Below are 24105 nucleotides of genomic sequence, written 5' to 3' on the forward strand. Positions count from 1 at the left end.
TAACAAAGATGAAACACACCAAAATTGTCGCTTCAATATCAGATCGAAGGTGCGAGCCTGAATTCGTAAAGGCTTTATTTCAAGCAGGGATGAATGTTGCAAGGCTTAACACAGCCCACATTACCGAGGAAACAGCTTTGATGATGGTCAATAATATCCGCTCAGTTTCAGACAAGATTGCGATCTTGATCGATACTAAAGGACCAGAAATCAGAACAGGCGCACTGGAAGACCCAATTGATATAGCTGAAGGCGAACTGATAGAAGTATCAGGAATAGAGCGCAAAAGCGAAAAGGGACGAACAGTCCTTACGGTGTCTTATAATGCCTTCCATACTGAGATTCCGGCAGATGGAACTATCTTAATTGACGACGGAGAATTGGAACTATCCGTTCAGGAAAAACACGACGATTATGTCTTATGTCGGGTTGAAAACTCAGGCCAGCTCAAAAGCAAGAAAAGTATCAACACTCCGGGCTTTAGCGTAAACCTGCCTTCAATAACTGAAAAAGACAGAAAATTCATCGAATTTGCAGCCAAAAACGATCTGGACTTTATTGCCCACTCATTTGTCCGCAATAAAGATGATGTACAAAAAGTTCAGGAACAATTGGACAAATTCAACAGTCCGATCGAAATCATCGCCAAAATTGAGAACCTGGATGGCGTCAATAACATCGACGAAATCTTGGATCACTCCTATGGTATCATGGTTGCTCGTGGTGACTTGGGAATTGAAATTGCTGCAGAAAAGATTCCGGGAATTCAGCGTCTTCTAATTAAAAAAGCTGTTCAGCGGAAAAAACCAGTTATCATTGCGACCCAAATGCTACACAGCATGATCGAAAACCCAAGGCCTACACGTGCTGAGGTGAGCGATGTAGCTAATGCGATCTACTCCAGAACCGATGCAGTCATGCTTAGCGGTGAAACGGCCTACGGCGATTATCCGGTTGAAGCTGTTGCAACCATGCAACGGATAGCAAACCAAGTTGAAGGAAGTAAAGATAAGCGGAATGACATTACCTTGCCTGCGGTAAACAATGAAGTAGCGGCCTACCTGGCTGAAGCGGCAATCCAAGCCTCTGAAGAGCTAAACACCAAAGCGATTGTCACCAATACCCTTACAGGAAAGACAGCACGTTATTTAGCTGCATTCAGGGGTAACAATCCAGTTTATGCCAGTTGCTATGAAATGAGAGTCATTCGCAAGTTGGCCTTATCTTATGGTGTTCGTCCAATCTTAATTGAGCCTAAAAAGGACAAATTTAAAATTGTACGCTCCTCTTTGAAAGCACTGGAGAAAATGGAACGTCTAGCCAAAGATGACATGGTTGTTTATGTCGGAGGAAGCTTCGGTATTGGCGGTGGATCCACATTCATGGAAATATCTACCGTTGATCGCCTGACGTATAAGGAATCAAAATAAAAGATACGAAATAAACTTACATAACAGAGGCTGCCCTTAATAGAGCAGCCTCTGTTATTTTAATCTCTCCTCCTTGCACCTGAAGCCAAACAACAAATCCAGGCTAAAATTAGAAACTTCCAACCTAATTCCTTTGAAGAAAGGGAATCAAAATTATCGCCACTCCCAGGGAAAATCCCACGAACCCATCTCCTTATCAAAATAAAAAAATATCTTTGGCATTTGATGCATAAACCAGCCCAAAGGGATGAAGACCAGACGACTCATTTTTATTTTTCTATTTTTTGCTACTTTTCAGGTTAACGCCCAAATTGGAGGAGAAAACACTTACGAGTTCCTGAACCTGCCCAACTCAGCCCGCATGGCAGCACTTGGAGGCAACCAGGTAGCCATCAACGACTCGACAGACTTGAACGTGGCATACAACAACCCTGCCCTACTTCATAGCCAAATGGAGAACAAACTACTGCTGAACTACATCAGCTACTTCGACGACATTCAATTTGGCTACGTATCCTATGCAAAAGACTATGGTGACCTTGGCGTATTTGCCCTGGGCATGCATTACATTAACTATGGCAAGTTTGTGTATGCCGATGAATTTGGAGAACGCGGTGGAACATTCAACGCGGCGGAGTATGCATTGAACATTCTCTGGTCAAGATCATTTAACCAAATTCAGGTAGGCGCTACGCTGAAGCCCATTTTATCATCGTTCGAGGCCTACCAATCCTTAGGAATTGCACTGGATCTGGGAGTAAGTTACGCCAGCACCAATCAGCTAACCAATGCCGGTTTGGTTTTGAGGAACATTGGAAGTCAAATCACAACTTACTACGAAGGAGCTGAACGTGAATCCATTCCTTTCGACATTCAACTAGGGCTCTCCAAGCGTCTGGAACATGCGCCGTTACGCCTATTGGCCACCCTACAGCACTTGCAAAAGTGGAAACTGGCTCAGCCCGAAAAGGTAGATAACGGTTTCGAAACCACCATCCAGAAAGATAGTTTTGGGAAGCAGTTCATGCGTCATCTTTTGTTAGGAATTGAGTTACTTCCTTCGGAAAACCTAACGCTAAGAGCAGGCTACAACTATCAACGCCGTCAGGAACTTCTATTTGACAATAAAGCCTCGACGGTTGGTTTTTCTTGGGGATTTGGATTTAAAATCAAGCGATTTCACTTCAACTACGGATCGGCCCGCTATCATATAGCGGGCAGCAGCAACCACGTTTCTGTCGCCATCAACCTGAATGAGAGCTTTCATTAATAGTAAAGCGCAAGTCAATATTGCATAGTCGTCCATACAAACCCTGCCCCCAACAAATCAACGGCATCGTGCCACACAAAGAATGAATGTTGTTTTTTTTCACTCATAATGATTGAAAATACATGCCAAGCAGAAAGCAAAACCACCACGACAAATGATTTGTTTGATCCAGTTTTCCATAACTTCCAGAGAAAACAATATATTTGCGAGAATGAATCAGACAAAGAATAAAAAAATTGTTATTGCTATTGACGGGCACTCGTCATGCGGAAAGAGTACCGTTGCTAAGCAACTAGCTAAACAATTGGGATACCTGTACCTGGACAGCGGCGCCATGTACCGTGCGGTTACTTTGTATGCCTTGCGCAACCAGCTGGCCAATAATGGAACAGTTAATGAGCAAGCGTTGGTTGATCGTCTGGAAAAAATCAGGATTGAATTTCGCTGGAACGAAACCACCCAGCAAAACGAGACCTATCTGAATGATGAAAATGTTGAAGAAGAAATTCGACAATTGCCGGTAGCCAACCATGTCAGCCCGGTGGCCACCATCAAGGACGTGCGCCAAGCAATGGTCAGACAGCAGCAGAAACTGGGAGAGAACAAAGGCATCGTGATGGATGGACGCGACATTGGCACCGTAGTTTTTCCACAAGCCGAATTGAAAATATTCATGACAGCCAGTCCCGAAGTACGTGCCCAACGAAGATACGATGAACTGACAGCCAAAGGCCAGCAAGTTCGTTTTGACGAAATTTTGAAAAACGTGGAGGATCGGGATCGCATTGATTCAGGCCGAAAAGAAAGCCCCTTAAGACAAGCTGATGATGCCTTAATTCTGGACAACAGCTACCTTAACCGGGAAGACCAACTGAAATGGGCTATGGAAAAAGCCAAAGAACGAATTGAGGACTGTTAACTGACAACTGAAAAGCTACCGTGAAAGTAGAGATCGACCATAAATCAGGTTTTTGTTTTGGGGTTGTTAATGCCATCAACAAAGCCGAAGAAACACTCAATAAAGGAACTGCCCTTTTTTGCTTGGGCGATATTGTGCACAATGGAATGGAAATCGAACGATTAGAGTCTCTTGGGCTAAAAACCATTGATCGCGAGAAATATTTCACCCTAAAAAACTGTCAGGTCTTACTTCGCGCTCACGGCGAACCACCCGAGACATACGCTTACGCCAAGGCCAATAACATTGAACTGATTGATGCAACCTGCCCTGTTGTACTCAAACTTCAGCAGCGGGTAAAAGAAGCATTCGAGGACATGGAGCAAAAGGATGGACAAGTCATCATCTTTGGAAAAAAAGGGCATGCTGAAGTAATCGGCCTCAACGGACAAACCAACAACCAATCCATCATTATTGAAGATGAAGCTGATTTATCGAAAATCACACACAACAAACCGGCTTATCTGTTTGCACAAACCACAAAACCAGTCGATCAATTTTATAATCTGGCCGGCAAGATTGAAGCAAAATCATCCGGAAAACTTGTTATCAAAGACACCATCTGCCGCCAGGTAGCTAACCGGGTGCCACGTATGAAAGAATTTGCCGCTCAGCATGACGTGCTGATTTTTGTGGGTGGAAAGAAAAGCTCCAACGCGAAATTTCTATTCGAAGTCTGTCTAAAAGTCAATCCCGACAGCCATTTTGTGTCATCGCCCGCCGAGTTGAATTCAAGCTGGTTTGCCGGGAAAAACTCCACAGGCATTTGTGGAGCAACCTCTACCCCTCAATGGCTGATGGAAAAAATTGCCCGGCAAATCGAAACCATGTAAACTGCTATACGCCAAAAAGAAAGTAGAAGCGAGCTGCTCACTCACTCTCCCAAATATCGTCCAGAACAGTCCCTTCCTAATTTTTACAGTGCGCGAAGAGTTCCCCCTTAATCATTAATTATTGGGCGCTGAATGGTCAATTTGCCGCTGCATCTCTTTAATCCAAGAATTCTATGTCTTAGAAAAAAACAAATGATAAATCTTCGCGAAAACTAAAGAAGATTGGCATATTGACTTCCGGAGGAGACGCCCCTAAGATGAATGCAGCTATTCGTGCGATAACACGTGTCGCAATATATCATGAGCCAGAAGTCGTTAGTATTAACCATGGCAACAAAGGAATGGTTGAAGCCGATTTTTGACCGCTTATTTCGCGCGATGTCAGCGGGATTCTTCAGCAAGGAGGAACGATTTTAAAAACAGCCCGCAACCAAGAGTTCCGAACAAAAGAAGGTCTTACCAATCATATTCCGGTTCATACACATGAATATCGAAATGAATGATAGCACCAATTTCACAATCGCCCCATTCGCCTTGCTCTTTAGTGAGTTTTGGAAGCTGAGCAAACACATTCCCAATCCAGCCAGAAATGAAAATCATGATTAAACTATTTTCATCTCTGGCTGATTTATTTAGTCATAAATTTCCATTTCATCGTATAGTCAGCATTCCCCTTCCTATTGGTGGCTATTCCTTCTCCGTTTTTTACAGAAAGGTCAACTAAGGCATATTCACCTTCTTCGTAATGGTAAATTTTACCATCGTCATTATAAAGTTGGAATGTTCCATCTTCTTTTCCGTAAACACGTAACTCAATCGGGAAATCATCCGTCCCCTCCGATGCCTGCCTTATTTTTGGAATCATAGGAAGTATCGCCTCATTTTTAGCCCCGAGGTTTGAAAATCCTTTTGAGCCGACGCCATCATGGCAATTAATGCAAACAACACGAATACAATTTTTTCATATAGAAACGAATTAAATTGTCTTTAGAAAGAGATTGAACTAACGTATGCGTTACTGGATATTATAAACTGAGAAATCACGTATCATAGGCTTCTCGACTGACTCTTTCACCACTAATTTAACCGCCGACAATTCCATTCTATCAAACTGGTGAATGTATTTGTGCCCTATACAACTGCCTTCTCCCAACGAAATCCAGCTACCCGCCTTTTTGCCCAAAATTTCAAATTTACGAACACGCTCCCCTTTGGAAATATCCTCCATTAAAACCACATGATTTATAGCCTGCGCACCGTGAAAACTCAAAGCAAGATCATTCCCTTTGCCTTTTGTTTGCGCAATTGGATGATTAAATCTCTTTTTGATTTCATCACCAAACTCTTTCATGCGTTTTACATCTACCTCAGGAACCAAGCCGCGTGGATCAACGACCACGCCAATTAACATGTTGGTATTGCGTCCGGCAGTTGTATTATATTTATCGATCAGGGTTTCCAACGACATTAGATGCTTGGTATTTTCGGAATGGTAAAACCAACCGCCTTGCCAGCCTCCATGGCGGATAGGAAAGTCGGCTTCTCCGGGGCACCAAAGTGGACCATCGGCACTCCCATGAAGCCGATCTATTTCAACATCCCCCCCACTGGAAGTGCCTGTATGGGTCGTACTCCAGCATGGATAGGGAGCCACGCCACGTTCATTTCCAACCCATCGGATCAACGAATTAGTTCCTTCGGGGCCCTGAAAAACAACTGCTTGTGATTGGTACTTATGCAATAGCGTAACAATATCAGGCCCTCCTTTTTCAGGAGCGAGGCAGCCACCGTCAAACCATATTTCAAAGAATTTTCCATATTGGGAATAGATCTCGGTTAACTGCTGCTCAACCATGGCATTATATTCTTTTTGCGCTACCGGATCATTTCCTCTCACCAAGCCCGGGTTGTCTACTTTTTTGTAGCCATTGGCCGCAGCGCTGTAATAAACACCGGGACGCACATCGTACTTTTTACATGATTGAATGAATTCGGCAAGAATATCGCCCTGTCCATTTTTCCATGGTGAGCTTTTAATACTGTATTCATGTGCCTCAGTAGGCCATAAGCAAAAACCGGTACAGTGTTTTACAACTAAAACAGCATATTCACCCCCCATATCTTTAACCGCTTTTACCCATTGATCGGTATCCAGCTCTTCCGGGTTGAAAATCTTTGGATCGGGATTATAGTCCCATTGTCCACGCCACTCATATTCCGGCTCGTACACATTAATGTCGAAATGGATGATAGCTCCAATTTCGCAATCGGCCCACTCTACTTGCTCTTTTGTAGGTTTTGGAAGCTGGGCCGATAAGCTACCCAGCCATCCCAATACAATCAGTGTAATCAAAAGATATTTCATCATTTGTTGAATTATTTAGTCATAAATTTCCATTTCATCGTATAATCGGCATTCCCCTTCCTTTTTATGGCGGTTCCTTTTCCACCTTTTACCGAAAGGTCAACCAAGGTATATTCACCTTCTTCATAATTGTAAGTCTTACCGTCGTCATTATAAAGTTGGAATGTTCCATCTTCTTTTCCATAAACACGCAATTCAATCGGTAAATCATTCGTCCACTCCGAGGCCTGTCTTATTTTCGGAATCATCGGTAGAATTGCTCCATCTTTTACAAATAGAGGTATTTTATCCAGGCTTGCTTTCACGGTAACGATTTCTCCGTTTCCAACATATTCTCCCGTGTAAAAATTATACCAGTTGCCTTGCGGAAGAACCACTTCTCGCTCGTCTTCCATACTAAATAACGGTGCAACCAAAATAAAGTCTCCCATCATGTATTGATCTTTCACCTCCTTTTTTACAGCCTCAGCATACGGATTAGCCGTAGCGTCCAGTTGTCCTTTCACCTCTTGTTGATTTACCAGATAACCATCCACCAGTTCCATGGCACGAAATGGCGGCTTACCTTCAAAATAATATTGTGCAAAAGTGGAGTAAATATATGGCAGCAACTGCATGCGTAAGAAAGCCACATCCTGACACGCCGGATACACATCAGGAAACGACCATGGCTTGGTGCCATCGGCCCAGGCATTAATCATGGCTATGGGCGAAAAACAAACCGTTTGCATGCGTCGTACCCATTCTTCTGATGAATTACTGGCACGCACTTCCGGTGTCCAAAGCAAACCGCTAAAGCCAGCGTTAATTAAGGCTGTAATAAAATCCTGGTGACTGTAATAGTCATTGTAAATAACATAGGGATACGATACAGATCCGGCATTGGCTGCCCGAATCAAGCCATAGGACCGCTGATTCCTTTCGCGATAAATCTGATCAGTAAGCTCCATCATTTGCGTACCATACGTCTGCCGCATTTGTTCGCCATCGTGTCCCGATGGAAAAGTAGCATTATCGGGCCAAACCCAAACATCAAAACCATCCACTTCGTCAATCTTAAAACCACTAACACCAACATCCAGCTGATGCTTTTTTAGGTGATCCTGCATAATGGTTTTTGCTTTTGGCATCGTAAAATCGGGCACTGTTCCACACCACACGGTATGCGACCCCGTGTATGGTTTCATTTTTTTATCCAGCTCTGAATCCGGCCATAAATAGGGATTGCACCAAAGGTTTAGGTTAATACCTTTCTGAGCCATTTCCTGTGCAAACCCTTTGGGATCAGGGTAGCGACTTTTATCCCATTCGAATGTACAAGGGTAAGCTTTGCTATGCCAACCGGGTTCAAGTCCAATTACATCCAGAGGGAAATTTTTGTTTTCAAAACCTTCCACTTCTTTTCGAATGTCGTTATCCGAATAAAGCGTTGGTGTGCGCTGCCAAAAACCCAGCCCCCACTTGGGAGGGATAAAACCACCGCCACAATAAAGGTTGAATCGCTGCACTACTTCCATCATATTTTTGCCAGTAAACATGATTAACTCTACGCCTTCTTCTGGAATTATAAACTCCAGATTGTCGGAATACGGACGCGAAGACCATGAATGATTGGTGTTGCGGTCAGTAGGAATAGCCTGATTTTTACTATCTTTACGCACGCCTGTTCCAGCATAAACATCGATATAACGGGCTGCATTAATCAATACACCATAACCACGGTCGGAAACAAAAAATGGAACCGGGGCATGAGTGCGGCCATCATCTTTCCCTCCATAGTGATCTACATGCAGTCTCATAATTCGACCACGCTGACGAACCGTTTTAAAGTTTAAACCGAAACCATACAATTGCTCTTCTTTTTTAAGCGGGAAGCGCAAATAAGTACGTCCGTTTTTTGTGAAAGCCGTAATTTCATTTTGATCAACCGGGATTGGAGCATCAGCAAGCATTTCAATAGCCTCAACTCTGGGCTTTTTACTACTAACCGATAATAGGTTAAAGTCAGCGGGATTATTGACTGTTGATTTCCAAACGCCTGAATATTGTTTTTCCCAAACCGGAGAACTTGGCTTGTCGTTAACCGGATTGGAAGAATTACAAGCTGCCAGCAAAGCCAGCCCAATAATTCCTGATAAGATTCTGTTGTGTTTCATACATAGTGGGTTTAGATGTTAATGTAGCTTTAGTTATGCCTGATTTGTTTCAGCATCTCTTTAGGTTATTAATAAACCACGAAACAAGTACGGATAACTTTTTAAATAGTATATTATCACCTAGCAAACTTATCCATCCTCCACATCAAATACGACTTCTTAGAATCAAAGGTACCAATCCACCGTTCTTTTGAATAAAAGTACTTGTAAGGCACTACATTTCAGACACAAAGACTAAGTGTGTCTTTTCTGAAATTCGGAAGGTGTGATCCCGGTATTTATCTTGAAGACTCGGTTAAATGCTGACTTGGAATTAAATCCGCATTCCCAGGCAATGGCCAAAATCGTTTTCTTTTTCTCTGATGGATCCATCAAACGACGTTTTACCTCTTCAATCCGGAATTCATTTACATAGTCGTAAAAAGGCTGACCTATCTGCTCGTTTAACAAAGCTGAAAGTTGGTTCGGACTAACGCATAACTCCTCTGCAAGATCAGTTAATCCTAGTTTGCAGTTCAGGTAGGGTTTATTGGCAGACATCAGTGAATTTAGTCGATCAATCAACTGCTGATCTTCATTAGAAATTGCGATGCGACTATGCTTTCTTTGGTTGGCGTCCCTTTTTCTTCTGAAAAAGACAAGTAAGCCAAACGTGCTCAACATCAAAATAACAGCACCGATAACGGAAGCCATTATGACTTGGGTACCCGAACTTACAACCACAACCATTTTTGCAGGTAAGTTGGTCCATACTCCATCGTTATTGGCTGCTTTTATACTAAGCCGATAATTCCCCGAAGGCAATGCAGTATAAATGGCTTTTGGATTTCCCCCTTCGTAGTTATGCCATTCCGTTTGGTAATCATTAAGTCTCCACTGGTATTTGTTTCGCTTTGGACTCGTAAAGGACATGGCAGAGAACTGTACTTCGAAACGGTTGGTCTTCTTCGGAAGAATTAATTTTAGAATCCCCGAATCATCCCGGGTTAACAGTAATTGACCATCTAAGCTGTCATTCTCAAAATATTGCTGCCCATCAATAAAAACTCCGGTTATTTGAGGCGTTGGAGGTATCTGGTTTTTCGGGAAGTGGGTTGAGTTAAATATATTCACGCCAGCTGCACCACCAAAAAACATGGTTCCGTCGTGATCTTTCCATGCCGCATTTTTACGGAATTTACCTTTAAGCACCCCATCATATTCGGTATAATTAACAAAGCTCTCATCATCCGGATTAAATTTCGAAAGCCCCTTATTGGTTGAGATCCATAAATTGCCAAAATCATCTTCAAGGATGGCATTTACTTCATTGTCCGACAAACCGTCCTTCTCCTGATAGGATTTAAACCAAAATTTTGAGTCTCCACCTATTCCGGTTTCTTCGTATACCCTATTGAAACCGTTCAATGAAGTTCCCACCCACAGACGACGTTTACTGTCTTCAAAAACAACAAAAACCTCGTTATTACTAATACTTCGGGGGTTGTTGGATTGATGCATAAATCGTTCGAACTGTATTTCGCCATTCGGCTTTTCATGCATCAAATTTAAGCCTCCATTAGTCGTGCCCAACCAAATCCGTCCTTGCGAATCTTCAAAAAGCTTAAATACAGCTTTGTTACTAAGCGATAATGAATCGTCTTTTTGATGTCGGTAATTTTGAAAATGATAACCACCCTTTACATTTTCTTGTAATCGGCTTAAACCATTCAATGTACCAATCCATATCCTTCCTCTACGATCCTCTAAAACCGAAATAACCTGATTACCTGCAATGCTTTGGGGATCGTTAATACTGTGCTGAAAATTAATCCACTCCTCCGATTCTGGTTGTTTCAGATTTAAACCACCTCCCCAGGAAGCCACCCAAAAACGGCCTTTTGAATCCTCCAGCATTCCGGCTATATATTCTCCATTTACTCCGTCATCTTTTTGTTTGTGAGAAATATGCTCAAACTCCGGATTTTCTTCAATTTTATTTCCCTTTAAACGTTCGAGTCCATTATCTCGTGTCCCTAGCCAAAGTTGATTATCCTGGTCGCGGTAAATCGCTTGAATAAAACCATTGCTCAATCCATTCCGATTTTCAGGATCATGTTTCCATTTCAAAAAACGCTGTCTCGACCAATCATAAACATCTAGTCCTTCTTGAGTGCCGATCCAAACGACACCGGCATTATCCGAATAAATATCGTAAACATCATTACTGCTTAAAGCATCTTTTTGATTAGGGTGGGCAATTAAGTGACTTATAGAATTGTCCTTCGGATCATATAGCGTAACTCCGCCACCATAAACGCCCAGCAATAATCGTCCATCCCTGTCTTCAGCAATGGAACTAAAGCCACCTTTTAAAGCGGGCTTAACCTTGGGAAGCAGCTCAAAATCTGTTTTGTCGGGCATGTAACGATAAAGTCCTTTGGCTCCAACGCCCCATAAAACACCAAACCGGTCGGTGTACAATTTATAAATCGGGTGCGGATACGTTTTGATTATTTTATCCGTTTCCCTACTATATTTACTTAGTACCTGATCGTGACAAATCCAGAAAATACCTTCCCTGCTTTCATAATAGTTAACGACATTTTTTCCACTGAGCACCTGCTCCATTGTTTGATGATGAACAGAATACCTGAAATTACCAGAACTAGCTGCGATCCAGAGATAACCGGAACGATCCTCAAACAACGATGTTATAAAAGCACTGGCTAGCCTGTTCTTTATTTTAAAGGTATCGGGGAAAGCCACCGAATTACCTATTGAAGGGTTCAGTGCGCACAAGCCAACGGTTGTTCCAACCCAAACCTTCCCTGTTGTTGATGTTTCGAGGGCATAAATTTTATCACTGCAAAGCGAGTTCGGATTAGTCTTGTCGTGCTTATATACTGTAAACCTGTAACCATCGAACGACGACAACCCATTTTGTGTACCCAGCCAAAGCATCCCATTATTGGCTTTTCGTATAAGCCTAATTTCATTGTGAAACAAACCATCTTCAGTCGTGTAATGATGAAGGATGGATTTTCTATTTCCCAAAGCGACAAGGGAAAAAAGGTAAAGGATTGCGAATATTAAGTTAGACTTGAGCATGGTTTAAAGTTGAAACAAAATTAACATTCCTGCTGATTGCTGAAAATAATTGTGAATGCATTTGTTTCAAAACGCTTATCATCAAGTCAAAATATTGTACTTCAATAATCGTAAGGTTGTGACGATTAATATAAAAATAAAACTACCCCACTGAAAAACAGTGAGGTAATAATTATATCAGCATTGGAGTTTACTCATTTTCCCACCAGAACATCGTTGTCCAGTGGTTATCATACCATGCTTTAAAATTTGCTTGACCAGGATACTCTTCATTTGATTTAAGAGGTTCTTGAAATGTAGGCATTTCAAGCGATGGACTGGCATTATTATTCAACAGCCACATCCTTGCTTCATTCCGGTTATCGTCTCCGGTAATTGGTATGTCGAAACCTGTTGCGCGGGCATTGTTATAGGCAGCTGTATTTTCAGCTTCTTCGCTGTCTGGGTATGCAGTTCTTGAGGGAAACTGAGTTCCTGAACCCGAAGATTCATAATTCGCAGAACGATGAGATGCTCTCAGTTCTGGTAACATTGTGCGTCGATGATCGAAATAAGACTCGAATCCAACATACAGCATTGAGATCCATTTCTGTTCAGCAATCAAAACAAGATGATCGCGCCCTGCATCCCAATTTACATGATCCTGCGCAAGATATTCTGAAACACTGCTTAAGCCCTGATCGGCATATGCTCCGTCGTATTTTGGATTTCCACTAAATTCACAATTATACATATCGAATGAAGCCCGTACACCTTCTTCGTAATATTGTTTAGCTGCTGCATCTCCTCCGGAAATAATCCCTTTCGTGGCAGCTTCGGCCATGTTAAACAATAATTCAGCATAAGTTCCATAAATTGCAGGATGATTGGCACAATCTGAGGTGGCCTGCATATTTTCATCTACGGTAATAAACCAGTCGCCAATTCTTGAACAGTATTCCATTCCACCGTTCCACGAACTAGCATCACCATTCCCGGTTGTAATGCCGTACAAATGGCCAATATATTTATCTGGTCCCGGGTTTGTAGGTAAAACATTGGCTTCTGGATTATCATGAACTTTTTGTACCGGTTTGGCATAGACGTATAACCGTGGATCTTTTAATGAAATTAAACGTTCAATCAGGATATTACTCATTGTATTTTCCTTTAATTGCCAGTCTCCGAAACTATACCAACGTGATATTCGATCAACTCCATCGTAATGGATAGCAAAATTATCATCATTCGATTCAAAAACAGGATAGGTATTCGGATCTGCAACTATTTCCTGCATAATTGATTTGGCTGTTTCCGGAGCGGCATTGTACATATACATAGCCATTCGGAAACGAAGCGTATTGGCCAGTTTTTTCCACTTATGAATATCACCAGCATACACATAATCACTTTTCTGATCAATATTTACATCTGAATCTTTAATTAACAATCCTGCCGTTTTTAATTTTTCAAGAATGGCTGGATAAATGTTTTCTTGTGGATCATAATTAATTAGATATTTTACTTCATCGCTGTCATCTATTACATCGAAATACGGAACTGGGCCGTCAATGGTGCAAATGGTGTACATCACGTAGCTTTCCCATATTTCAGCTACGGCCAAGTACCTATCGTCTTCTGAGGCAATTGCCGCTCTTCTCAGGTTTTTGACATTCCGGATACTTGAATAGGCAGGTCCCCAAATGTTTCCATCCAAATCGTGCCACGAACGGTGACGGTTCCCCTGGCTAAGACTCCTTTGCTTACCTGTGTATTCCGAGACAGGAGGCATAACATTCATTACTGTTTCATTAAAGCCAAAAGATGCGTGAATCATTGGGCCAACAAAAAATGAAGGATGGATCGAATTCGACTCCGTGATTTGCGGATTGTTTATATTTGTATTGAAATCTTCATCCCAGGTACGGCAAGCACTAATAGCTATCAATAAAAGGAAGAAGTATATGATTCTATTTTTCATTTCTTTTAATTTTTTATTAATTAATGTTGCCTAGAAGCGCAATCTTAAATTAAGAGTAAACGTGCGTGCGGAAGGCACACCTCCCACTTTTACAATACCAGGAATTGAGCCAGCACTAGAATTGGTAAAAGTTTCCGGGTCAACATGTTTAACTTTAGTCCAGAGTGCCAGATTACGCCCAGTTAAAGAAACCTTTACATCCTTAAAGAAAGTGTTATTGATTAATTTTCTGGGAACGGAATACCCAATACTAACCTCTTTAAGTTTTAAGAATGAGCCATCTTCAATCCAGATATCATTAATCTCTCCGTCAGTCATAAAATCACCCCAATAACTTTCAGGATCTACTTCATCGCCTGGCAAGAAAGGACGAATCCCATCTGGTGATTCCCAAACTCCTTCTGGCAAAACCCCTCCTTCACGGCCTTCAACAGTTCTTTTATCCAAACCTGAAGATACCATTGATTTTTCAAAACCATTGTAAACCGAGTTTCCAACATTTGCAAACAGTAAAGCCGATATACTTAGGTTACCATATTTGAACTCGTTAAACCACGATCCAATCCAATCAGGATTATAGTAACCAATAATCTCTTTGTCGCTTCGAGGCAAATCTTTACTTCCGTCGAAGAAAAGTTGTCCGTTGTATTGCTGCAACGAAGCATCGTGAACCTCGGGATCGTATTTAAATTTGCGGGCTACTCTCGAATAAATTGCGCCTCTTCTTTCGCCAACATAATCGTAAGTAAACAATCGGTAATCGATACTATGAGTAATGGCATATTCCGGATTTTCTTCATCCAACTCCAAAACTTTTGTTCGGTCAAGCGACCAGTTTATATTGGTATTCCATTGGAATTTACCTGCTTTAACCGGAGTTGCGTTTATGGTTACTTCAAGCCCTTCACTTCCCACTTCACCAATATTACGAATAACTTTGTCGTAGCCAGAAATAGGACTTACATCCATCTGCCAGATTTGGTTCTTTGTTTTTACACTGTAGTAAGTAAGATCGACATTTAGCCTGTTATTAAACAGAATAGTTTGAGCTCCAAACTCAAACGAATTTGAATATTCAGGCTTCAGATTACTGTTATTTTTCACAGAGCCTTCTCGTATGTCGGCAACTCCACCACTCCCTTGAGTAAAACTGAAAAATGGATCAAGCTGGAAGGCGCTTGTGGCACTACCAACACCAGCGTAGTTCATCTTCAACTTTAGCAAGTCGATCTTTTCGTTCATGTTGAACATTTTATTCAACAGTAAACTTAAACTAGCTGACGGGTAGAAATACGAGTCGTTTACCTTGTATTTTAGTGTTGAGTTCCAGTCATTACGAGCTGTTATATCCAGGTAAACCATATCCTTGTAGCCTAAGTTTACAAAACCATACAAGGCATTGGTTTTCGTATGCAAATCGTAGCCATTCCCAACAGTTGGGTAAGTTCGATAGTTGGCCAGGTTATAAACATTGGGAATAAGTAACTGCGATGAAGATCCATTAATATAGCTGCCATCGGTTTCCATCATATTTCCACCGAGCGATGCAACCATTGACAAGTTATTGGCAAAACTCTTTTTGTAGGATAACAGGAAGTCAGAGTTCATTTCAAAACCTTTCGACATGCCTGTACTGAACATTCCATACTCGTTATTAGCTCCTTCAGTAGTATATTGTTCTTTGTACCTGCTTTCGTTAACATATCCATTATAACCGCTACGCAGCATCAAACTTAATTCCCTGGTAATCTTAAAATCGAGAGTAAGGTTACCAATGTATTTTTCATTTTGCCAAAAATTAGTATTCTCGTATAAACTGAAATAAGGATTGTTTGATTGTTCTAACCACTGACGTTGCTGAACCCCTTCTTCAATCCAGTAATCTTTTAATACATCCAGATCGAGATTGGTTGGCCACAAACGCGGATCCATTCCTTTATCGTTATCGCTGTTCTTTTTTGCATATTTCACATTGGCTTTAATATTTAAAAGCCCGTCCATAAACGTCCAGCCCGAGGTAATGTCAATTCTGTTTTCACGATATTCGGTATTGGGAATCATCCCATTTTGGCGTATATCGGTAAGAGAAACCCGGAACATACCAGTTTCATTGTCGCCTGCCAGCGAAACATTATTAGTTGCAACAATTCCGGTTTCATAAAAGTCTGTCACATTATCTGGGTGCGATTTCCACGCATTGCTTCCCCATAATTGTTCAACATTCTGTCCGTCGAATTTTGGCCCCCAGCTGCCACTGCGGTTCGACATATAGTTTCCTCCTGATCCTTGTCCGTACTGATCCTGAACATCGGGCAATACCATTGGATTCTGAAAACTCATACTCGAATTTACTTCAACATTCAAACGGCCATTTTGGGGACCATCTTTTGTTGTAATCAGGATTACACCTGCTCCAGCTCGTGAACCATAGAGTGCAGCCGCTGCTGGCCCTTTCAGAACCGAAATTGATTGAATATCTTCCGATGCTATATCGTTAGTTCCTGCCGGTACACCATCAATCACAAACATGGGCTGGTTGTTTCCAGCCAAAGAGGTTTCGCCTCTGATTACAATACGAGAACCACCACCAGCAAGCCCACCGCCGCCTTGTGTGATGTGGACTCCTGAAATTCTTCCTGCAAGAGCATTGACAACATTAAGTTCTTTTGATTCAACAAATTCATCGCCGTCAACCGATTGTACAGCATAACCAAGTGCCTTTTTCTCGCGAGAAAGACCCAGTGCAGTCACAACCACTTCGTCTACGTTAATGTTTTCTTCCTGAAGTACAATCTGGAAACTTGTTTTCCCATCAATTGCGATTTCCTGAGTTTGCATTCCAACAAAGGAGAATACCAGGAACTCTGCATTTGCTGGAATTTTCAGTCCAAAATTCCCCTCAAAGTCTGTTATAATTCCCACCGTAGCTCCTTTCACAATTACAGAAACACCGGGAATTGGTTGACCAGATTGATCTGTAACCTTGCCGGAAACTTCAATTAGATTACTTTGCGTCAATCGGTCTTTGTTCATCAGAATAATCTGACGGTTATGAATTTCATAACTAACATTCGCATTATTAAAAAGTTGACTCAACACCTCTTCTATCGACTGCTCTTGAATCTCGATATTCACCTTGCGGTCTGTATCTATTTCTTCATTTCTATACATAAAGAAATAGCCACTTTGATCTTCGAGATCTCTGAGTACTTCCCGAACAGTTCCGTTCTTGCAGGAAACGTTCAATTTAGGTTGCTGAGAATACACACTTGCACTTACATGCACAAACGTAATTAACAAAATGAATGAGGTTAGTTTCATAAGTCGTAACCATTTTAACATAGCCGCCGAACACGGCCAGTCGTTTAACCACTTTTTTTTCATAAATTTGTAAAATTAAAGGTTATAGCTATCCCTTTGCTGAGGGATTCATGACAACTCATGCTACTGCATGAGATTAGAGGAAAGTGTTGCTGCACTTTCCTTTTTTACTTTTTAGAAATACGTACTACATCAGTTTCTATTTTATAGTTTATATTCGTTGTTATTGATAATACTTCCAGCATTTCCTTCAAACTTTCCGTTTTAATGGTGATTGTATAGCGATCGCTTGTGTCTATATCCGCATCAATATTCATTTTCACGTCATACCACCGCTCCATCTTTTTCAGAATTTCAGCTAATTCAGCGTTGTCAAACCGTAACTTATTCTCTTTCCAGCAGGTAAACAAGCCTGTTTCTACGGCTTTAATCTCATATTCTCCAGAAGACTTTGAATAGGAAATTTGTTGACCGGGAGTTATGCGCTTTCCTTTACACCTTCCGTCGGTAGATACTTCCACAAGCCCTTCTTCAAGTGTAGTACTTACAATTGATTCGTCGGCATATGCATACACATTAAACTTCGTGCCCAACACCTTTACTTTCAACTCTCCTGTATTAACAAGGAATGGTTTTTCATCTGAGTGGGTCACACTGAAATAAGCTTCTCCATCCAGATAAACATTTCGCTGTTCTGAATCAAAAATAACAGGATATTTAAATCGTGTGCCTGCGTTTAACCACACCTCGGTTCCATCATATAGGGTAATCAGCGATTTTTCTCCTTTAGGAACATAGACTTCATTATATACATTCGCAAGTTGATGCGAAGAACCGAAGAAAGAGTATTGCCATGCCAGACATCCAGCCAAAAAAGCAATAATGAATATAGCCGCATATTTGAGGTACTGGTGAATTGATGGAAGTTTCAGAATCTTCCTGGAAGAGGAGTGATTAAAGAATTTACTGCTTTTTAGAGGAGTAACCTTAGCTAAACCACTAAGTACCCATAAATGCTTCAACTCATTATATGTAGTACGATTTTCATCCGATACTTCTATCCAATCTAAAATTGATGCAATCTCTTGATCAGTCAGCGATTGCCCTTGGATGTAGCGCATGAGTTCTTTCTCGTCCATAGTTCAGTGTACTTTATAATATAACCCGATAGGACGTATATACCCTAACGCATTTGTAATTATTTTAAGAAAAACAAAATGTATAAAAGGGGAAGATACTCTTTGAGCTCAACGCGAAGATGTTTGAGTGATTTTGAAATGTGTGCTTCTACCGTCTTTATGCTGATACCAAGTTCTTCAGCAATCTCCCTGTTTTTTTTATCCTCAAATCGGCTTTTTTCAAAAACAAGACGAACTGATGGCGATAATTTTTGTAGTGCTTCCTCAATTTTATACTGCAATTCTTCAAAAACAAACTCGCTCGTATCAAACCCTGAGAGCGATTGGTAATTGATTTCCAATTGCCGTCCCTTCAGGTAACCAGTATAATTTTGCTGGGATCGGAGTTTTTCGATTCGTTTTAATGATTTGTTTTTTGCAACAGTAAAAAGCCATGCCTGAATATTGGTATGATTTGTAAGTTTCTGGCGGCGCTCCCAAAGATCAGTAAAAACGTCCTGTGCAATGCTATTTGACTCAATGGAATCTAACAAATACTGATTGGAGAAATAGGCTATCTTCGGATAATAAAATCGATACAATGCCTCAAATACGAGCTTGTTACCCGACTTAATCTGTTGTACTATTTCTTCCTTGTTTAAATTCACAAAAAAAAATCTAACTGATAAAATTGAATTTAAAAGTAGATAGATTTTTTCTGTTTATGAAAGATGAAATCATTCAATAGTGCAAAAAATTGAATTCAATCACTCAACAACTCTCATGTGAATGTAAATTAAGTTTATTCGCTCAAGACACTTCGTTAACAAAATACATAATAATATCCTAATTTGAAATAACAGATACCAGAGTGCACAAAATAAAGTCTTTTCACAGCACAACGCTCCTATCTTTCGCAACACACACTCTTATCTAGCAGTAGGACAACTCCTTATGCTTCACGACAATCCTTTTTACCCCGAGACATGTACCTGTCCGGATTGAATATTACAATAAAAAATTAAATCGTTAACACCCACGCACTTTCAAAATATCTCGTGTACCTTTTTCCAAGAAAGAATCTGAGCTCAGAACAAAAGCCCATGAGCAATAATAGTTTTCTTCATGGGCTTTATGTTGCACAACACAGAAAAAATAAGTCGTCTTTCTAAATACGATATATCCGAAACCTGCGGTTCGGCTGTGACTACACTGCAACTATCAGCTTTCCAAAAATGAAAGTCCTGAGGCAAAGTATAAATACTCATTTCAGTTATACTTATGAAATGAACTGCTTTGGTATTTTGCTCGCTGCCAACTCTTTTTGGCAGCGAGCTTTATTTCTCCATTATCAGTTCTTTATTCTAAGCCTTCCAGATAAATTTTCGTTACTTGTCGAGCTGGCATCAATTGAAATCTCCCCCTGGCTTAGTCCGGTTCTAATAAGGAATGCGGCAATTCCGGCTTCCGTTTCAATTTTCACTGGGGAAACAACCACAGCATCGCCGCTTATTTGAAGCGCAATCTCGGCGGATGAATCAACACACAATGCTCCATTCTCATCAAGCAGCTCAGCATAAACAAAAACAATGTCATTTGTGCCAAGTTTTCTGCCCGCTTCATCCAGAACCAGCCTTATGCTTGCTGGTTCATCCGGAGTACTTACTTTTTCTTCGGTTACTTTTTGCCCATTCACATATCCAACGGCTTTCAGTTCGCCTTTGCTCCAGCTTACCTTATTAAACGTGAAAGGTGCATGTTTTAGCGAAGTGCCGTTTCCGCTGTCGAACGGATTTCCGCCGTTGTTTCGATCCGAGTTTTCGATTTCATAGGCTGAATCGGAACCTGCATCAGGTTTTTGGCGGGCAATACGCTTGCCATTCACGAACAATTCCACTTCATCTACATTTCCATAAACGATAACTTTTTCGGTATCGCGTTTTGTCCACCAATTGGCGATATAAATCATTGGGGGCATTGAGCCATCAAACATGGGCGAACCAATATCTATTTGACTTCGGTAAAAATAGTATGCGAATTTGGGCAGCCGGTTTAATTCCGAAATACCACTGTGGCAGATATTGTCGCAGCAACCACGGTTGTAATCAAACATATCCCAGTTTGCATCGCCAATGGTCCATGGATATTGCTGGCGATATTTGTTGTGCGACCACTGAAAATTCCAGGCATTCTGAAGAAGTTTATCTTCTCCGTCTTTCCGGCTCACCCGGGTTGTACTGAAATGGCCTCCAAACTCGTAATCGCCATATTCCCGGATGAACCCGGGTTTGTCGCTATCATTTGGGCGGGTCATATTCTCATTCCAGTCGTTGTACAGCACATCCCAGCCATAATAGCCATACATGTCACCAGCAGTAAAACACTGGTCTCCGGGATACTCTTCATGGGCCGTTTTATGAGCAATATCTTTCCACCAAGCTGGCGGCCATGCTTCGTTCAAAATGGTTTCCCAAACAATAATGGAAGGATGATTTCGGTCGCGGCGAATGATATCTCGCACATCCCGATAGGTTTGCTGAGTAAAAACAGAATCGTTATTAAAAAACTGCCATCCCGGAATTGGCTCAATCACAAGTAAGCCCAATTCATCACAAGCATCAAGTACTGATATATCCTGCGGATAATGCCCCAGACGGACGGTATTAAATCCTGCCTGTTTAATTTTATACAAGTCGCGGTATTGGGCGTTATCAGAAATCGCATTGCCCACATACGGATATTCCATATGACGGTTGGTTCCAACCATCCTGACCGGCTTGCCATTCAAGACCAATCCTTTTTCGCGAGTAATCTCAATACGTCGGATACCAATGCTGGTTTTGTTGCTGTCTTCCATTTTTCCATCAACAAAAAGTTCTGTCTTCAATGCATAAAGATTAGGAGCATCAGGCGACCACAATTCAGGATTGTTAATAGCCAGCAAAGATGTGATATGCTGATCTGTACCTTCGCTCAGGAAAACGGCTTCCGATTTTTGAGTTAGCTGAACAATTCCTTTTGAATCAATTAATTGATGAACAAGCTGACAATGCGCTATTTTGCCAGCCTCGTTTTTCACATGAACCTTGACTTCTATCGTCGCCTGGTCAGAAGAAACTTCAGGATAGCTAATAAACACGCCCCCTCCTGCTTTTTGATTTGCGGCAACAGCATCGGTTATGTAGGTTTTATTTTTGATGATTAGGTTTACATCGCGGTAGATGCCACTGTGATAACAAAAATCGAGGCTTCCAAGTGGTTTGCCAGGAGGAATAAGAGGGTTGTCGCGGTTGTCGAGCCTGACCAAAATCTCATTAGGCTGATCGAACAATACCACCTTACTAAGGTCGATAGAAAAAGGCGTGAAGCCTCCTGCATGTTGTATCATATGCTTGCCGTTCACCCATACATCGGCCAACTGCATGGCACCTTCAAACTCTAGAAATATTTTTTTGTCTTTGCCGGCACTATCAATTTCAAAGTTCTTTCGATAATAGCAGATGCCTTGCCAAGGCTTAACAACCGTATAAGGCTCCATGTATGCAGTATGAGGTAAACATACGGCATCCCAGCTTTGGCTGCTAATGGTTTGAAGTTCCTGCTTTAGCATCTCATCGGATACCGTATTTTTATTCAGCATTCCGGCAGTCTCCATATGCTCAACATTGAATTGCGTTTGCCAGTCGGAACCTGTCTGAACCGTTTTCGAATGAGGCTCACGAATGCTTTTTAGGCTATCAGCAAGTCGAATAAATTGCCAATCGAAATTAAAATTGATCTTATCTGTGGGTTTTGTTTGGGATTCGATGCCGCAACTTTGAAAAAACATACAAATCATCAATGGCAGACATGCTCTAAACATTCTGGTTTTCATCATTTTATCGATTAATAGATTGGATTAAGAATGGAGAACCTTAGATAAATATGAACGATTTATCTCTTTAACAAAGGAATAAAAATTTTATCCTCTCAAATACGAAAAGAGGGAAGCAATGCCTCCCCCTATTCTATATATAATCTATGAAAATTAGTAATTCGGATTTTGCTCTATTGCTGGTGTAGCATCAATAACACTTTGAGGAATAGGCCACACATAATGCTTGTTGGCTTGGAAAACTCTTGTTTCTACCTCAATGCGATCGTTCGTTAGCGTTAAAGTACCATTGGTTGCATCTACGGTTCCCAAGCGGGCACCATATACTGTTGCATCCATTACTTCTTCGCCAATTTCCCAACGGCAAATATCAAACCAACGTAAACCTTCCAAAGCTAATTCAACACGACGCTCGCGACGAACCAGTTCACGCAATTTTGCTTGATCATTATATACTGCCCGATCAACTGAAGGCATTCCGGCACGATTACGAATTTCATCGATCGCATCATAAACGGAATCGTCAATACTGTTGGTTTCAATTTTTGATTCTGCGTACATCAGCAAAATCTCGGCATAGCGAATCACGATTGCATTCATTCCTGAATCCCAAATATCAGGGAAGACACTTAAATCGTCAACATACTTACGTGGATTGTATCCGGTTTTTGAGCGACCATAAGGTGCATAGTAATCCCCATTAGGATCATTCACATCAATCGGATTAAAATAGGCTCCTTCGTACAAACCTCCGGGATAAACGATGCTGGCTTCTAGACGTGGGTCGCGATTTTGATACGGTTCGTCTGGATTGAATACAGAAGACTCTGCAATTGTTTTACCATCAATACACTCATAACTATCGACCAATGATTGTGTTGGGTTAACCGAACTCCAACCACCTGAAGAGTTTGGAGGCAGAACACCCAAGACCCAAGTTGTTCCAATGCCTTCATTGTATTGAACATCAAGAATCACTTCGCTATTATCCTGATTCGAAAGTTTAAAGATATCCTTGTACTCAGGCACTAATGAGTAGCCCAGATCCATGATCTGCTGACAAGTAGCAGCACATTCGGCATATTTTCCTTCAAAAATTTCCATTCTCGCTTTAACCGACAAGGCGGCCCCTTTCGTAATACGACCAACATCAGGTCCGGAATAAGAAGCAGGAAGATCAGCCGCCGCCGCAGTCAGTTCATCCAATACAAATTTGACAACATCAGCTTTGGGATTGCGAGGCACATCTGCCTCTGATGGATTAAGCACTTGAGTTACCAAAGGCACATCACCATAAATTGTTACTTTAACAAAATAATCCCAGGCGCGTAAAAAACGCACTTCTGCTGTCAATCTCTTCCGAAGTGTTTCGTCCATTTCAGGACGGGAAATATTCTCCAGAAAACTGTTGCAACGGGTAATTGTGCTAAACCCCATAAAGCTCTGTCCGGCATCGCTAGGAGTAGCATTTCCGCTTGCCTGAACCTGAAATCCTTCCCAAGGGAAAGGGTTATAGCAGTTGTCTGATGCGCAATCCATATAAATCACATAGTACATGTCCCACCAGTCGGAGTAGCACCCATTGGCCGCAGCAATGGCATCTTTTTCATTATTCCAGAACGATTCGTTGGCAATCTGGTCTAATGGATTTTTGTCCATAAAGTCCTGCTCGCATGAAAAAAGGAACAGCAGAGCAATTAATAATAAACTATATCTTCTCATAATCCTGA

16 protein-coding genes are annotated in these 24105 nt (G+C 41.4%); 5 read left to right on the plus strand and 11 right to left on the minus strand.

What is annotated here, in order from left to right:
* Positions 1–8 precede the first annotated feature (8 nt).
* The 5 genes from pyk (at position 9) to ACUNWA_RS05435 (ending at position 4853) form a co-directional block, all read left to right on the plus strand.
* Positions 9–1430, plus strand: a complete 1422-nt coding sequence (gene pyk, locus ACUNWA_RS05415) for a pyruvate kinase (protein ID WP_445590868.1) — start codon at positions 9–11, stop codon at positions 1428–1430.
* 247 nt (positions 1431–1677) lie between these two features.
* Complete coding sequence (gene porQ, locus ACUNWA_RS05420; RefSeq protein ID WP_445590869.1) at positions 1678–2700, plus strand: type IX secretion system protein PorQ; 1023 nt, start codon at positions 1678–1680, stop codon at positions 2698–2700.
* Between the two features lie 211 nt (positions 2701–2911).
* The gene (gene cmk, locus ACUNWA_RS05425) at positions 2912–3619 is read left to right on the plus strand and encodes a (d)CMP kinase (protein WP_445590870.1); all 708 of its coding nucleotides are present in this window, start codon (positions 2912–2914) and stop codon (positions 3617–3619) included.
* A gap of 20 nt (positions 3620–3639) precedes the next feature.
* On the plus strand, positions 3640–4491 hold the full coding sequence (locus ACUNWA_RS05430) for a 4-hydroxy-3-methylbut-2-enyl diphosphate reductase (RefSeq protein ID WP_445590871.1): 852 nt from the start codon (positions 3640–3642) through the stop codon (positions 4489–4491).
* Positions 4492–4721: 230 nt separating this feature from the next.
* Positions 4722–4853 carry a 6-phosphofructokinase gene (locus tag ACUNWA_RS05435; protein ID WP_445590872.1) on the plus strand — a complete coding sequence of 44 codons (132 nt, stop codon included), beginning with the start codon at positions 4722–4724 and terminating at the stop codon, positions 4851–4853.
* Between the two features lie 94 nt (positions 4854–4947).
* On the opposite strand, the gene ACUNWA_RS05440 is transcribed toward ACUNWA_RS05435, so the two are convergent.
* The 11 genes from ACUNWA_RS05440 to ACUNWA_RS05490 form a co-directional block, all read right to left on the minus strand.
* Positions 4948–5091 carry a hypothetical protein gene (locus ACUNWA_RS05440; RefSeq protein ID WP_445590873.1) on the minus strand — a complete coding sequence of 48 codons (144 nt, stop codon included), beginning with the start codon at positions 5089–5091 and terminating at the stop codon, positions 4948–4950.
* A gap of 28 nt (positions 5092–5119) precedes the next feature.
* Positions 5120–5356, minus strand: a complete 237-nt coding sequence (locus ACUNWA_RS05445; protein ID WP_445590874.1) for a DUF5110 domain-containing protein — start codon at positions 5354–5356, stop codon at positions 5120–5122.
* A gap of 150 nt (positions 5357–5506) precedes the next feature.
* A complete protein-coding gene (locus tag ACUNWA_RS05450; protein ID WP_445590875.1) occupies positions 5507–6859 on the minus strand; it encodes an alpha-L-fucosidase in 1353 nt (450 codons plus the stop codon).
* Positions 6860–6867: 8 nt separating this feature from the next.
* A complete protein-coding gene (locus tag ACUNWA_RS05455) occupies positions 6868–9012 on the minus strand; it encodes a TIM-barrel domain-containing protein (RefSeq protein ID WP_445590876.1) in 2145 nt (714 codons plus the stop codon).
* A gap of 234 nt (positions 9013–9246) precedes the next feature.
* On the minus strand, positions 9247–12048 hold the full coding sequence (locus ACUNWA_RS05460) for a ligand-binding sensor domain-containing protein (protein ID WP_445590877.1): 2802 nt from the start codon (positions 12046–12048) through the stop codon (positions 9247–9249).
* Positions 12049–12292: 244 nt separating this feature from the next.
* Complete coding sequence (locus ACUNWA_RS05465; RefSeq protein WP_445590878.1) at positions 12293–14062, minus strand: SusD/RagB family nutrient-binding outer membrane lipoprotein; 1770 nt, start codon at positions 14060–14062, stop codon at positions 12293–12295.
* Between the two features lie 30 nt (positions 14063–14092).
* On the minus strand, positions 14093–17383 hold the full coding sequence (locus ACUNWA_RS05470; RefSeq protein ID WP_445590879.1) for a SusC/RagA family TonB-linked outer membrane protein: 3291 nt from the start codon (positions 17381–17383) through the stop codon (positions 14093–14095).
* A gap of 167 nt (positions 17384–17550) precedes the next feature.
* Positions 17551–18522: a FecR family protein gene (locus ACUNWA_RS05475; RefSeq protein WP_445590880.1), complete on the minus strand. Its 972-nt coding sequence runs from the start codon at positions 18520–18522 to the stop codon at positions 17551–17553.
* Between the two features lie 59 nt (positions 18523–18581).
* Positions 18582–19169, minus strand: a complete 588-nt coding sequence (locus tag ACUNWA_RS05480) for an RNA polymerase sigma-70 factor (RefSeq protein ID WP_445590881.1) — start codon at positions 19167–19169, stop codon at positions 18582–18584.
* 683 nt (positions 19170–19852) lie between these two features.
* The gene (locus tag ACUNWA_RS05485; protein ID WP_445590882.1) at positions 19853–22378 is read right to left on the minus strand and encodes a glycoside hydrolase family 2 TIM barrel-domain containing protein; all 2526 of its coding nucleotides are present in this window, start codon (positions 22376–22378) and stop codon (positions 19853–19855) included.
* Positions 22379–22528: 150 nt separating this feature from the next.
* On the minus strand, positions 22529–24097 hold the full coding sequence (locus ACUNWA_RS05490) for a RagB/SusD family nutrient uptake outer membrane protein (protein ID WP_445590883.1): 1569 nt from the start codon (positions 24095–24097) through the stop codon (positions 22529–22531).
* Between the last annotated feature and the right edge of the window lie 8 nt (positions 24098–24105).

The organism is Sunxiuqinia sp. sy24 (assembly GCF_052677165.1).